Origin of the sequence: Sphingobium sp. TCM1 (genome assembly GCF_001650725.1) — a bacterium.
Lineage (GTDB): Bacteria > Pseudomonadota > Alphaproteobacteria > Sphingomonadales > Sphingomonadaceae > Sphingobium.
On the sequence record NZ_LXVX01000013.1, the window covers coordinates 73,201 to 87,507 of the forward strand.

A 14,307-nucleotide genomic window follows, 5' to 3' on the forward strand; every position below is an offset into this window, starting at 1 on the left:
TCAAATGCCGGCATACCAGTCATAACCGGCATGGTCCTCCCAATAGCCGCCCTTGCCCTTGCCGATCGCGGCCAGGCTCTCGACCGCCTCGATCCGCATCAGATATTTGGCCTGCTTGTAGCCCAGTTGCCGCTCGACCCGCAGCCGCAGCGGCGCGCCGTTGGCGACCGACAAGGGCCGGTCGTTGAGCGCGAAGGCGAGGATGGTCTGCGGGTGAAAGGCGTCGATCAGGTCGATGCTTTCATAATAGGGTTGCCCGCCGCCCATGCTGTCGGCGCAGTGGAAGACCAGATAGCGCGCCCGGTCGCGCAGCCCGGCACCGTCGAGGATCGTCCCGAGCGGCACCCCCCGCCATTTGCCGATCGCGCTCCAGCCCTCGACGCAGTCATGGCGGGTGATCTGCTCGCGATGGGGCAGCCGTCGCAAATCCGCCAGCGGCAGCGACAGCGGCCGCGCGACCAGCCCGTCGACCCGCAGCCGCCAGTCGGCGAAGCCGCCGCGCCACAGCGCCTTGTAGTCCGGCGTGTTCGGATTGGCCGTGCCGTTGGCGCGAAAGACGGGGGATATCTGGTCGGGGCGGAACTCCCGCGCAAGCGCGTCGCGCGCCATCAGGCTGCGCTGCGCCCATTTGTGGAAATTCTCGGCCGAGAACAGGGCCTCGCGAAAGCCCTCGTTCCGGGCCAGTCGGTCGCAGCCGGCGAGCGAGGCGGTGGCCCCCAGCAGCAGCCCGCGGCGGGTGAGGATCATCGCCCTTCCCCCGGCAGGCGGTAGCGCCCGGTGATGATCGAGCGCAGTTCGTTCAGCGGTCCGGCAAGCAGCACCATGAGGATATGGACGAGGAAGAAGGCGACCAGCGCGAAGGCGGCGAGGAAGTGGAGCGACCGCGCCGACTGCCGCCCGCCGAACAGATCGACCAGCCAGGGCCAGGCCGCGTTCATCCCCGGCGACATGGTAAGGCCAGTCAGGATGACCAGCGGCAGGAGCAGGAAGATCACGCCGATGTAGCTCGCCTTCTGGAGGATATTGTAGCGCAGCGCCGCGACGCCCGTCGGGAAGCGCAGCCGGGCATGGTCCCTGATGTCCCGCCAGACATGACGCGGCGCCAGTTCGCCCCTACGAAAGGCGAGGTCGTCGGCGACATGCCGGTTGGCGAGGCTCCACACCATGTAGAGCAGCAGCGCGAAGGCGAAGATCGGCGCGGCGGCCAGATGCCAGTGGCGCGACAGCGCCAGGCTATAGTGGCCCGGCAAGGTGATCCAGCCGGGAAAACGCTCCAGTTCCAGCCAGGCATGGTCGAAATTGGCGCCATAGTGCCCCCAGTAGAGGCGGGGATGCGCGTTGAAGATGCCAAGGCCGCTGGTGAACAGCACATAGAGCAGCAGCGCGTTCAGCCAGTGCCACAGCCGCGTCGACAGGCGGTGGCGCCTGACGATCATGCCTGCGGTGTCGGGCCGGCTGTCCATGTCGCGATCCTATCGGATATTTGCCGCCCGTCCATAGGCGTCGCCGTCGGGCGATCGCAGCACGTGATGTAACCGTTTTGCAACACAAGCATCGAAATTGATTGAAATAAAGATCCGCCCCCTTTGCAACTCTATCTGGCGATCCTAGATGGCCACTGCGCGGTCATGATGCAGATCGCGCTCTTGGCTCTCAGATAATGGAGAGAAAAGAAGCAGGAGGAATCGTGAGAATAAATTCATGATTGCTTGGCATCAAACCTGAACGCCGGATTAATACCTAAATCGCGGCGACAAGATAAATATCGAGGACTTTATGAAGACTGTGATTTTCGCAGCGATTGCTGCTGCCACCGTTGTTTCGGCTCCTGCCTTCGCTCAGGACGCTGCGCCCTTCACCGGGCCGCGCGCGGGCGTGACCATGGGCTATGACAAGATCGGCGGCGAAGAAGGTTTCGCCTACGGCGTCACCGCCGGTTACGACCTGGCCCTCGCGCCGCGCATCGTCGGCGGCGTCGAAGTCAGCCTGGGCGACAGCACCGTCGATGACAGCGGCCTGGATGTCAGCCGCGATCTGGCTGCCTCGCTGCGCGCCGGCTATGTCGTGACCCCGCGCGTCCTGGCCTTCGGCAAGGTCGGCTATGCCACGACCCGTTTCGAGGTCGCCGGTGACGGCGCCGCTCTCGAAGGCGTGCGCTACGGCGGTGGTCTGGAATTCGCCGCGACCCCGAACACCTACATCTCGGCTGAATATCAGCGCACCGAATATGAGCAGAACATCGGCGGCCGCGATGCCGCGATGGTCGGCGTCGGCTTCCGTTTCTGATCAAGCCTTTCTGATCCCTCTCAAGATCAGGTAAAGCGAAGGGCGGTCCTGCGAGGGGCCGCCCTTCTGCTATGCGGGAAGCGCCATCCGGTCCGGCGCCACCCATTCCCGCCGCGCCGCCGCCGACATCAGGCGGTCCTGCGACCAGTAACCGAACAGCCAGTCCTTGTCGCCAAGCGGCGAGGCCATCAGCGCGGAATGGGCGCAAGCCGGCGTCACATCGCGCGGCAGACTGGCCAGCAGGCAACGCGCCATGTGCAGCGACGCCTGGGTAATCGTCTCATGATAGCCGGCCGTGTCACTGTTCACCCCGCCCACGCTTTCATTGTAGCGGCGGATCATGTCCGGCATGTCCTGCTCGGGCTGCACATCGGGCCGCCTGAGCATCAGCCAGAGCGCGGTCGCGAAGTGCGCTTCATGGGTCCAGCGCGCCTTGGGCAGGGTGCAGGCCAGAAAGTCCTGCGCCAGCCGGTCGATCTCGTCGTCGGTCATCGTCTCTTTCCCCAAAAGAAAACCCCGCCGTTTCGGGCGGGGTCTCGTCTGCGCTTCACGCGCCTGTCGTCAGCCCCGGATCATCCAAGCGCGGCTTGCTTCTCGTCGGCCAGGCGGCGCATATCCGCCTTGCTCTTCTTCTCGCTCGCCGATTTCAGCTGGCCGCAGGCCGCCATGATGTCGCGCCCGCGCGGCGTGCGTACCGGCGCGCTGATGCCGCCTTCGAACACGATGTCGGAAAAGCGCCTGATCCGTTCCGGGGTGGAACACTCATAATCGGTGCCCGGCCAGGGGTTGAACGGGATCAGGTTGACCTTGGCCGGCAGCTTGTAGTGGCGCAGCAGGCGCACCAGTTCGCGCGCATCTTCGTCGCTGTCATTCTTGTCCTTGATCATCACATATTCGAAGGTGATGCGGCGGGCGTTGTTGGCGCTGGGATAGTCGGCGCAGGCCTGAAGCAGCTCCTCGATCCCGAACTTCTTGTTCAAGGGCACCAATTCGTCGCGCACTTCCTTGGTCACGGCATGAAGCGAGACGGCGAGATTGACGCCGATTTCCTCGCCCGCGCGCGCCATCATGGGGATGACCCCGCTGGTCGACAGGGTGATGCGGCGCTTGGACAGGGCCAGGCCGTCGCCGTCCATCACCACCTTCAGCGCGTCACGCACATGATCGAAATTATAGAGAGGCTCGCCCATGCCCATCATCACGATGTTGGTCAGCATCCGGCCGTCCGACGTGTAATGCGACGCCTCGTCCGACTCATCGTCATTGGCGCTGGCCATGTTACCACGCGGCCATTCGCCCAGCGCGTCGCGCGCCAGCATCACCTGGCCGACGATCTCGCCGGGCGTCAGGTTGCGCACCAGCCGCATCGTGCCGGTATGGCAGAAGCTGCAATTCAATGTGCACCCGACCTGGCTGGACACGCACAGCGTGCCCCGATCCGCATCGGGAATGAAGACCATTTCGTAATCCTGCCCGTCATCCGACCGGAGCAGCCATTTGCGGGTGCCGTCGCTCGACACCTGCGCCTCCACCACCTGCGGGCGGCCGACGACGAAGCGCTCGGCCATCCAGCCGCGCATCGGCTTGGCGAGGTCAGTCATCGCCTCGAAATCGGTGACGCCGCGGTGATAGAGCCAGTGGAACAGTTGCTTGGAGCGCAGCTTGGCCGCCTTCACGTCCAACCCCGCTTCCTCCAGCGCGCCCTTGATCTGCGGGCGCGACAGGCCCATCAGGTCGACCCGCCCATCCTCGCGGGGCGTGACCGCGCGGGGCACGGGCACAGGGTCGATATGGCCGGGAATCGGCATCAGGGGGCTGGCGACTGTCTGCATGGCCGCGCACATAGTCGATTTTCAGCACATTTTCAAATCAGCGCAGTTTCGCGCATCCCAATGCCGCCGCGTCGACCGCCGTCGCCGCGCCGCGCAGGGCATAGCTGTCGGCGAAGGCACGCCCGTCCGCGCCCACCGTCTGCACGCTCATGCTGCTGGCCGATCGCATGGCGGCGATGATCTGCGCGTCGGTGCGTGCGTCCGGTGCCCAGGCGTCGACCTGCCCGGCGACCAGGGTGAAGCGGCGCTCGCCAACACTCAATGTCACCGCCGCCTGGGCCGCCCGCGCGCGGCTCAGGCGGATATGCACCTGCCCGCGCACCCGCTGGCGGGGCCAGTTGCCGACCGACGCGAAGCCCCTGCGCGCCTGCCCGCGCCGCACGACCGGCTCGGCGATGGCATAGCATCGCGGCCCGTTCCGACCGGCGCCGGGATCGCGAAACGCCCCCCACCCCTCGAAAATGCCGAGCGAATCACGCGCCATGGCGGGCGCGGCGCACAGCAGGAGCAGGGTTGAGTGGACTAAGGCGCGGCGCATTGTTCCGGCAAAGCCCAAGCCGTCCCCATTTGCAACCCCGTCGCCTGACGAAAGGGTGAAGGCGGCGCTTGCAGGGGCCGCAACAGCGGTTATGAAGAAGCATCCATCATTGTCGCCGGGATTCGACTTCGATCGCGGCATTTGCACAAAAAGAAACGGACAGAACAGGGACATGAAGGCCACCATCGAACGCGCAACGCTCCTCAAGAGCCTGAGCCACGTCCAGTCGGTGGTCGAACGGCGGAACACCATTCCCATCCTGTCCAACGTGTTGATCGAAGCGTCGGCCGACGGCGCTATCAAGCTGATGGCGACCGATCTCGACCTTCAGGTCGTGGAAAGCATATCGGCGCAGGTCGAACAGCCCGGCGCGACGACCATCTCCGCCCACACCCTGTTCGACATTGCCCGCAAGCTGCCCGAGGGCAGCCAGGTGTCGCTCCAGGCGGCCGAGGGCAAGATGCTGATTCAGGCGGGCCGCGCCCGGTTCAACCTGTCCACCCTGCCGCGTGACGATTTCCCGGTGATCGCCGAGGGCGACCTGCCGACCAGTTTCGAACTGCCGGCCGAAACGCTCAAGCAGATCATCGACAAGACGCGCTTCGCCATCTCGACCGAAGAAACGCGCTATTATCTGAACGGCATCTATTTCCATGTGTCGGAAGATGCCGCTTCGGGGGGCCAGCCGGTGCTCAAGGCCGCCGCCACCGACGGCCATCGCCTCGCCCGCGTCACCGTGCCGCGTCCCGACGGCGCCGAAGGGATGCCCGGCATCATCGTGCCCCGCAAATGCATCGGCGAACTGCGCAAGCTGCTGGACGAGGTCGAAGGCTCGGTCGCCATCGCCCTTTCCGCCAGCAAGATCCGCTTCGGACTGGGCAGCGCGATCCTGACCAGCAAGCTGATCGACGGCACCTTCCCCGATTATAGCCGCGTCATCCCGACCGCGAACGACAAGCTGCTCAAGATCGACCCGCGCAGCTTCGAGGAAGGCGTGGACCGCGTCGCCACCATTGCCACCGAAAAGACCCGCGCGGTCAAGATGAGCCTCGACCGGGACAAGATCACCCTGTCCGTCACCAGCCCCGAAAATGGCACGGCGGCCGAGGAAGTGCCCGGCGCATTCCAGGGCGAAGGCTTCGACATCGGTTTCAACGCCCGGTATCTGCTCGACATATTGGGCCAGATCGACAGCGACCTGGTCGAATTGCACCTGGCCGATGCGGCGGCGCCGACGCTGATCCGCGAAAGCGACGCCAGCCCCGCGCTTTACGTGCTGATGCCGATGCGCGTGTAGCGCTTTTCGCGGCACTGTCTGTCTCGTCGTCGCCTTTATTGGCGGCGGCACAGTAATTCTCTGTCAACGACTGCCGATTAGAAGAAGGCGCATGTCCCCCATGCGTGCTTCCCTGTCCGATGGCCTGACGAGTCCCATCACCCTGATGATGGCGCTTGGCCTGGCGCGCAGCGGCACGGAAGTCGCGGCCTCCTGGATTTCCGGCGCCTTCGTCCATATCGCGCGCCTGTGGCCGCTGATCCTGCTCGCCAAGATCTGCGTGCTCGCGCTGCTGAACCTGCCCTTCTATCGGGCGGGCGACGTATATCAGGCGATCATCCTGGCGACGATGCTGCTGGTCGACGGCATGCTGATGCTGCTGCCCCACCGCGAACGCTTCCAGCGGCTGATGCCCCATGTCCAGAACTGGCTGATGCTGCCGCTGGTCTTCCTGTCGGGGTTGAGCTTCAGCCTTTGGCTGAACAGCGAGCCGTTGGCGGCGTCCGACGCCATCTTCCTGGCGGCGGTGCCCGAACTCGCGGTGGCGCTGCTCGCCGTCTGCATCTTCGGCGACAGGCGCCTGCTGGGGATCAGCTATTTTCTGGGCGCGCTGCTGGTGTCGGTGGTGGGAAAGACCGGCATCACACAGATCGGCCTGTTGACCAGTTGCGTGTGCGTGATGGCGATCGCCACCATCCGTCAGGCGACGGCGGATCGCGACCGGGCGATCGAGCGCCACCGGCTGGACATGCGCGCCCAGCGCGCCGACCGGCTGCTGCGGGAACATGAGCGCAGCGGGCGCGGCTGGTTCTGGGAAACCGACCGGCAGGGCTGCCTCACCTATATTTCCGACACGCTGGCGCAGACGCTGGAGGCGCCGAGCGGCGGGCTGATCGGCCGCCCCATCACCGACATCATCCGCCAGGGCGACAAGCAGCAGGGCGATGGCGAGCGCACGCTGGGCTTTCACCTGTCCGCCCGCACCGGCTTCGCCGACATCGCCGTCTGCGCCGCACTGGCCAGGGAAGAGCGCTGGTGGTCGATCTCGGGACAGCCGGTCTTCAACGAATATGGTCAGTTCCACGGCTTTCGCGGGTCCGGGACCGACCTCACCGAGATGCGCCGCAGCCAGGCGGAAGTGACCCGGCTGGCCCAGTTCGATTCGCTGACCGGCCTCGCCAACCGCATCCAGATGCTGCGATCACTGGAGCAGGCGGTCGCCGAACGCCGCGGACGACCTGGCGATTGCGCCTTGCTCATGCTCGACCTCGACCGGTTCAAGAGCGTCAATGACACGCTGGGCCATCCCGCCGGTGACGCGCTGCTGCGCCAGGTCAGCCAGCGGCTCCAGCGGGTGGTGGGCGACAAGGGGCTGGTGGGGCGGCAGGGCGGCGACGAATTCAAGATCCTCCTGCCCGGCCATCATGAACAGGCGACGCTGGCGCAGCTGGCCCAGACCGTCATCACCGCCATTTCGCAGCCCTATTCCATAGAGGGGACGGCGGTGGTGATCGGCGTGTCGATCGGCATTTCCTCCTGCCCGCAGGACGGCGTCACCGCCGACGCGCTGATCCGCAATGCCGATCTCGCCCTCTATGCGGCGAAGGGCAATGGCCGGGGCGTCCATCGTTTCTATTCATCGGACATGCACGCCGATGCGGAGGACCGGCGCAAGCTGGAGGAAGATCTGCGCCATGCGCTGGCCGCCGATGGCCTGCACCTGGCCTACCAGCCGGTGGTTTCGTCCAGGACGGAAGAGATCACCGGCTATGAGGCGCTGTTGCGCTGGGACCATCCGACCCGTGGTGCTATCTCACCGGCCCTGTTCATACCCATTGCGGAGGATAGCGGCCTGATCGCGCCGATCGGCGAATGGGTGCTGCGCACCGCCTGCCGCGATGCCGCGCAATGGCCGGAGGGCATCCGGGTGGCGGTGAACGTGTCGCCGACCCAGTTCGCCAATCCCGGCTTCCCCTCCACGGTGATGAACGCCCTCGCCGCGGCGCAACTCGCGCCCGAACGGCTGGAGCTGGAGATTACCGAGAGCGTCTTCCTGAACGACGACGCCGGCACCGATCTGATGTTCGCACGGCTGAAGGCGCTGGGCGTCAGGCTGGCGCTCGACGATTTCGGCACCGGCTATTCCTCGCTCGGCTATCTGAAGAAGGCGCCGTTCGACAAGATCAAGATCGACCAGAGCTTCGTGCGCGGCGCGGCGATCAAGGGCAACCGCAACAGCGCGATCATCAAGGCAATCGTCAGCCTGGCCGAGGCGCTGGGCATGGACACCACCGCCGAAGGCGCGGAAACGCAGGACGAACTGGACCTGATCCGGCAGCTGGGATGCAGCCATATCCAGGGCTATATCTATGGCCGTCCCAAGCCCGCCGACGCCGTGCTTATCGCCCATCGCGGCGGCAATGTCGGGGCCGCGCCCAGCGGCTTCCAGTCGAGCCGGCCCGAACGCAAGTCGATGCTGCGCACCGTCGCGGTCCATCATGACGGCCATGTCTATACCGGGCGGGTGCGCAACATCTCCGCGACCGGCGCCCTGATCGACGGGCTTTGGAACGTGCCGCCCGGCACGATATTCGCGATCGAACTGGGCGACCGCGTGATGGTCGACGCCACCGCGCGCTGGTCGAAGGACGACCGGATGGGCGTGGAATTCGCAAGGCCGGTCGACATCGCCACCCTGCGCCAGCCGCCGCCCCGCTCGCTGGCATCCTGACGACCGGCTGCGGACGACGACTCTGATCCTATCTAGTCGGGAAAGGCGGGCGTATCGCCATTGTGGCTTCCATCTTCCTTGCCGATGACAAAGCGGACCAGCTCGATACAGCCCGTCGCGCCGGAGGATGAAGCAACCTTGCGCGCCGCGCGGATCATCTGCATGGCCTGCTCGCCGAAGGCTGCGCTCGGTTCGCTGGCGATTACGCGGCTGTTGCCAGTCTCGCCCCAGGGCGCGACATCATAGGCGACCACCGCCCATCCCTCGATTGCGCGACGACGATAGGCGGGGGGATATGTCAACCGCGGCGCTATCGCCCAGGGCCGGTCGCTGGCGCAACTGGCGTCTACGGAACGCTGACCAGCGGGAGGGGCGGGCGCAGCCACGGTCGCGGGAGAACGCCAATAGGGATAGAGACAGCCCGTGCGTGCACCGCCAGTGAAGCGCGATGCGTTCATCGCCTTGATCGAAGCGGCATCCAGCGCCCGATTGCCCGTACCCTCGACGATGCGCGCCCGGATGGGTCGACCCTTCGCATCCAGATCATAACCGACCATCGACCAGTCGCGCGCGCCCGGCGTCGCGGGCAGGGCATCGAAATCCGGGAATTGCCGGTTGAGCGGCGCAGGGCGGGGCGCGGCCATGCAGGTGGAATTGGCGGGGGCCATGCGCTTCCAGGCGGCGGACGGCAAGGCACCCGAAATCGGCGAGAGGCTATAGGCCATCAGATCGGCGACCGGCGCCTCGTCAAGCGGGCTCGCCTGCGAACGATATTCCAGGTGGCAATCGGTGCGCGCCCGTCCCGCCGCAAAGCGCGAGGCGGCCAGCGCCGCGCCGACATCGTCGGCCGTGGCGGCCAATCGCTGCCCGCCGTTATTGGCGATCGACAGCGGGCGGCCCTGTTCGTCGATGCGGAAATGATAGCTTTGCGTCGGGCTCGGCCGGGCAAAGCCGATGCTGACGAAGGGCTGCTGCAAGCGACGACGCTGACTGCCCCGTCCGTGCAGCGCGCCTCGCCGGGGATCCAGCGGATGAGTTGGCGCGTGCCGTCCGCAAAGGGAGGCGGAGGGGGGACGGAATGTACCGGCGTCGCTATCAGCGTCATGCAGATGGGAGCGACGGCAACCAGGATCGGCAACGGCTTCATGGATAGGAGCCTATGCTTCTTGCATGACGCCAGCAAGACGGCAACTGCCTGCCTTTCAATGGAAATCCCGCGATCCGGGCAAGATCCGCACGTTGCGCGGATGGCTGGCGGCGCGCGGGTGCGGACGGGAGTCCTGGGCTTCCGGCTGCATCAGCCGGTTCAATTCCCCGCTGCGATCATGCACGCGGGTCGCCATCAGATGGACGACGCCCTCCTTGCTGCGCTGGATCTCGCCTTCCACCAGCATCAGCCGGCTGGCCATGACGGGACGGCGCTGCATTTCGAACAGCCGCGCCCACAGCAGGATGTTGGTGATGCCGGTCTCATCCTCGATGGTGATGAAAACCGCATTGCCCTTGCCGGGCCGCTGCCGCACCAGCACCACGCCCGCCACCTTCGCGCGCGCGCCATTTTTCGCGGCACTCGCCTGCGCGCAACTCATCACGCCCTCGGCGGCGAAGACCGGGCGCAGAAACTGCATCGGATGGCCCTTCAGCGACAGGCGGGTGACGGCATAGTCGGTCGCCACCTGCTCGGCGACGGGCATGGCGGGAAGCTGCGCGTCCGGCTCCGCGCCCAGTTCGCGCGCCTCCCCGTCCCGCACCCGCGCCGCCGCGAACAGCGGCAGCTCGTCCGACGGCGTGCGCCGCGCCTCCCATAGCGCCGTGCGCCGGTCCTGTCCCAGCGACCGGCAGGCGTCGGCATCGGCCAGCAGCCGCAGCGCCCGCGCCGGCAAACCCGCCCGCCGCGCCAGATCCTCGATGCTGGTGAACAGCCCGCCGTCCGCGCGCGCCGCCACCAGCTGCTCCGCCCAGCTTTCGCGAAACCCGTCGACCTGGCGAAAGCCCAACCGAAGCGCCAGCGCCCGCCCGGTTCCTTCGCCCCGCTCGCGCCGCCGCAACCGCAGCAGCGGCTCCAGCCCATTGTCCCACGCGCTCATATTCACATCGACATCATGGACGGCGACGCCATGCTCACGCGCGTCGCGCACCAGCTGCGCGGGCGCGTAGAAGCCCATCGGCTGCGAATTGAGCAGCGCGCAGGCGAAGACCGCCGGCTGGTGGCACTTGATCCAGGCCGACACATAGACCAGCCGCGCGAAGGAGAGCGCATGGCTTTCGGGAAAGCCATAGCTGCCGAAGCCCTCGATCTGCTTGAAGCAGCGCGCGGCGAATTCCTCCGTATAGCCGCGCCTGGTCATGCCGCTGATCAGCTTCTCGCGAAAATGATGGATGGTGCCCAGATTGCGGAAGGTCGCCATGGCGCGGCGTAGCTGGTTGGCTTCGGCATCGGAAAATTCCGCCGCTATGATCGCCAGCTTCATCGCCTGCTCCTGGAACAGCGGCACGCCGAAAGTCTTGCCCAGCAGCTGCTTCAATTCGTCCGCCGGACCATGGCCGGGGCCGGGCGAGGGATAGTCGATCTTCTCCTCGCCGCAGCGCCGGCGCAGATAGGGATGCACCATGTCGCCCTCGATCGGACCGGGCCGCACGATCGCGACCTGCACCGTCAGGTCGTAGAGGGTGCGGGGCTTCAGGCGCGGCAGCATGTTGATCTGCGCCCGGCTCTCCACCTGGAACACGCCGATGCTGTCTCCCTTGCACAGCATGTCGTAGACGGCCGCATCCCCGGACTCCAGGTCCACCGCCAGCTGATGGTCGCCCAGCCCCTGCTCGCGCATCAGGTCGAACGCCTTGCGGATGCAGGTCAACATGCCGAGCGCCAATATGTCGACCTTCATCAGGCCCAGCGCGTCGATATCGTCCTTGTCCCACTCGATGAAGCTGCGGTCGGCCATGGCGGCATGGTGCAGCGGCACCGTCTCGTCCAGCCGGTTCTGCGTCAGCACGAAGCCGCCGACATGCTGCGACAGGTGCCGGGGGAAGGGCGCGTCGAGCAGCTGGCCGACCAGCGCGCGCAGCTGCACCATCTGTGGATTGTCGAGCGCGAAGCCGGCCTCGCCGACACGCTTTTCGTTCATGTCGCGCGAATAGCTGCCCCAGATGGTGCCGGACAGGCGGGTGACGACATCCTCCGACAGGCCCACCACCTTGGCCACCTCCCGGATGGCGCTGCGCGACCGGTAATGGATGACGGTCGCGGCAATACCGGCGCGATGGCGGCCGTAACGCTCATAGATATATTGCATCACCTCCTCGCGCCGCTCATGTTCGAAATCGACGTCGATGTCGGGCGGTTCATCCCGCTCCTCCGACACGAAGCGGGAAAAGAGCAGGTCATGGCGTTGCGGATCGACCGACGTGACGCCCAGCAGGAAACAGACCATCGAATTGGCCGCCGACCCCCGCCCCTGGCACAATATTCCCTGCATCCGGGCGAAGGCGACGATGTCGTGGACGGTCAGGAAATAATAGGCATAGTTGCGCGCGCCGATCAGCCGGAACTCCTCGTCCAGCAGCCTGCGCACCGCAGGGGGGATGCGCGGCCCGTAGCGGGCATGGGCGGCGCTGATCGTCAGTTCTTCCAGCCATTGCTGCGCGGTCCAGCCTTCGGGCACCGGCTCGTGCGGATATTCGTAGCGCAACTGCCCGAGATCGAAATGGACCCGCGACAGCAACGTGAGGCTTTGCGCCACGGCGTCCGGGCAGGCGCGGAACAGGCGCGCCATTTCTGCGGGGTCATGGACATGCCGCTCGGCATTGGCTTCCAGCCGCCGCCCCGCCCCCGCCAGGGTCACGCCCTCGCGGATGCAACTGAGCACATCCTGTAACGGCCGCTGCGCCGGGCTGGCATAGAGCGCATCCATGGTGGCGAGCAACGGCACCCCCGTGCGCGCGCCCAGCGCCATGAAGTCGGCCAGCCGCCGCGCATCGCGCCCGTCGCGCCGCAGCGCCGCCCCCAGCCAGACCCGGTCCGGCGCAAGCCGCGACAGGCGGGCCAGCAACGCTTCCAGATCGTCCGGACGCGGCGGCGGGACCAGGCTCAGATGCCCCTGCCGGATCGCCTCGCCATGGGCGCGATCCTCATGTTCATACTCGACCGGATTGTCATGCGCCTGCTGCGGCGTCGCCGTGGAACGGGGCATCACGATCAGCAGCAGATCGTCCAGATAGGCGGTCAGATCCTCATAATATAGAATGCAATCGCCCTTCACCGATCGCAGATTGCCGACCGTCAGCAATTTGGTGAGTTCGCCCCAGCCGCGCCGGGTCGCAGGATAGGCGACGATATCGGGCGTCCCGTCGGCGAAGACCAGCCGTGCGCCGGCCACGACCCGCAGATCCATCTGGCAGGCGGCCTCCTCTTCCGCCGTCAATTCGAGCGCCTCGCCCCTCTCCTTCTTTTCTTCCAGCAATGCCGCCCGCGCTCGCACCGGCGCATCCCGTCGCGCCTTCCACGCCCGCACCACCCCCGCCACCGTGTTGCGGTCGGCAATGCCGATGCCGGCCAGGCCCAGTTCCATCGCCCGCGCGACCATCTCGGCGCCATGCGATGCGCCGCGCAGGAAGGAAAAGTTGGTCGCCGCCACCAGTTCGGCAAAGGGCGGCGCGGCTTGCCGCGATGGGAGATGGGGCCGCTCGCCCTTCGCCTTTTCCCGCGCCGCCTCGATCGCGTTCCATTCGCGCCGGTCGATCGATTCGGGCTTTGTCGGGTCGGGATAGCCCTTACGCCGATGTCCCGTCTCGCCGCTCATGCGAACAGGCCGTGGATATACCAGCCCGGATGCGCCTCCTCCGCCCCATACAACCCGTGGCGGAAGATCCAGTAGCGCCGCCCGCGCGCATCCTCGACGCGATAATAATCGCGGGTGCGGCCACTGCTTTCTCCTTCGATCGCGCCATCCTTCGCTTTCCACCATTCGGGCGCGATCCGTTCCGGGCCCTCGAAGCGGATGATGTCGTGCAGCGTGCGCCGCCAGCGGAAGCGATGCGGCGGGCCGTCGGGCACCTGCGCCACCACCTCGATCGGCTGGGGCGGGTCGAACAGGTGGAGCGGGCGCATCGGCGGATCGCCCGGATCGCCCGCCACCTCCCGGCTTTTTGGCCAATTTTCCGGCGCGCGGCTTTCCACCGCCGGCAGCGCGAGTTGCGCCTGTTCGGGAATATGGCTGTCGCTGGCCGCAAGCCGCTGGATGCGCGCGCGTCCGGCGCGGATCGACAGCCGGTCGACCAGCGCGGCCACGCTATCCTCGCGCCGCGCCTCTCCCCCTTCCAGCGCCAGTTGCGTGGGCGCCAGCCTCTCCGCCTGCGGTACGGTGAGGCGCAGCATGTCAAAGCCGAAGCCCGGATCGATCGGGTCGGACAGCGCGTCGATCCGCTCGCGCATCAGCCTCAGGATGGCGGGCGCGTCGCGCACCGGCAGGCTGGTCTCGACCCGCAACGGGAAGGCGAGGCCGTCGCTGCGGAAGAAGACCGCCTCGAACCGCCGCCCGCCCTCGCCGCGTTCGGCCAGCCGCTCGCCCGCCTCGGCGGCCATCTCCTCCAGGATCTTGAGCGCATAGGCGGTGCTGCCCAGCGGTTCGGCAAAGCGGCGGTC

General features: G+C 66.6%; 11 protein-coding genes. 3 read left to right on the plus strand and 8 right to left on the minus strand.

Features of this window, described 5'->3' with window-relative positions:
• Entirely contained in the window at positions 1 to 747 is a 747-nt protein-coding gene (locus tag A7Q26_RS11675) for a molybdopterin-binding protein (RefSeq protein WP_066859574.1), read from the minus strand.
• On the minus strand, positions 744 to 1,463 hold the full coding sequence (locus A7Q26_RS11680) for a cytochrome b/b6 domain-containing protein (RefSeq protein ID WP_066859575.1): 720 nt from the start codon (positions 1,461 to 1,463) through the stop codon (positions 744 to 746). The genes A7Q26_RS11675 and A7Q26_RS11680 overlap by 4 nt, the downstream gene beginning before the upstream one ends.
• A gap of 313 nt (positions 1,464 to 1,776) precedes the next feature.
• On the opposite strand from A7Q26_RS11680, the gene A7Q26_RS11685 reads away from it, so the two are divergent.
• A complete protein-coding gene (locus A7Q26_RS11685) occupies positions 1,777 to 2,286 on the plus strand; it encodes an outer membrane protein (RefSeq protein WP_066859576.1) in 510 nt (169 codons plus the stop codon).
• Positions 2,287 to 2,355: 69 nt separating this feature from the next.
• On the opposite strand, the gene A7Q26_RS11690 is transcribed toward A7Q26_RS11685, so the two are convergent.
• The 3 genes from A7Q26_RS11690 to A7Q26_RS11700 all read right to left on the minus strand — a co-directional run bounded on the left by A7Q26_RS11690 (position 2,356) and on the right by A7Q26_RS11700 (position 4,656).
• Positions 2,356 to 2,778, minus strand: a complete 423-nt coding sequence (locus tag A7Q26_RS11690) for a hypothetical protein (protein WP_066859578.1) — start codon at positions 2,776 to 2,778, stop codon at positions 2,356 to 2,358.
• Between the two features lie 80 nt (positions 2,779 to 2,858).
• A complete protein-coding gene (gene rlmN, locus A7Q26_RS11695) occupies positions 2,859 to 4,130 on the minus strand; it encodes a 23S rRNA (adenine(2503)-C(2))-methyltransferase RlmN (RefSeq protein ID WP_443018160.1) in 1,272 nt (423 codons plus the stop codon).
• 25 nt (positions 4,131 to 4,155) lie between these two features.
• Positions 4,156 to 4,656 carry an invasion associated locus B family protein gene (locus A7Q26_RS11700; RefSeq protein WP_066859834.1) on the minus strand — a complete coding sequence of 167 codons (501 nt, stop codon included), beginning with the start codon at positions 4,654 to 4,656 and terminating at the stop codon, positions 4,156 to 4,158.
• A 172-nt stretch (positions 4,657 to 4,828) separates the two neighbouring features.
• Here A7Q26_RS11700 and dnaN point away from each other — a divergent pair, with 172 nt between their 5' ends.
• Both dnaN and A7Q26_RS11710 read left to right on the plus strand, forming a co-directional pair.
• Entirely contained in the window at positions 4,829 to 5,953 is a 1,125-nt protein-coding gene (dnaN, locus tag A7Q26_RS11705; RefSeq protein ID WP_066859579.1) for a DNA polymerase III subunit beta, read from the plus strand.
• A gap of 91 nt (positions 5,954 to 6,044) precedes the next feature.
• A complete protein-coding gene (locus tag A7Q26_RS11710) occupies positions 6,045 to 8,663 on the plus strand; it encodes an EAL domain-containing protein (RefSeq protein ID WP_066859580.1) in 2,619 nt (872 codons plus the stop codon).
• 32 nt (positions 8,664 to 8,695) lie between these two features.
• Here A7Q26_RS11710 and A7Q26_RS11715 read toward each other — a convergent pair whose 3' ends face one another.
• The 3 genes from A7Q26_RS11715 to A7Q26_RS25890 form a co-directional block, all read right to left on the minus strand.
• Positions 8,696 to 9,640, minus strand: a complete 945-nt coding sequence (locus tag A7Q26_RS11715; protein ID WP_066859581.1) for a TonB family protein — start codon at positions 9,638 to 9,640, stop codon at positions 8,696 to 8,698.
• A gap of 225 nt (positions 9,641 to 9,865) precedes the next feature.
• Entirely contained in the window at positions 9,866 to 13,465 is a 3,600-nt protein-coding gene (locus A7Q26_RS11720) for an error-prone DNA polymerase (RefSeq protein ID WP_066859583.1), read from the minus strand.
• Positions 13,462 to 14,307, minus strand: an 846-nt coding sequence (locus A7Q26_RS25890; protein ID WP_443018161.1) for a DinB/UmuC family translesion DNA polymerase, incomplete at its 5' end; no start/stop codon positions are given. The genes A7Q26_RS25890 and A7Q26_RS11720, both read right to left, overlap by 4 nt.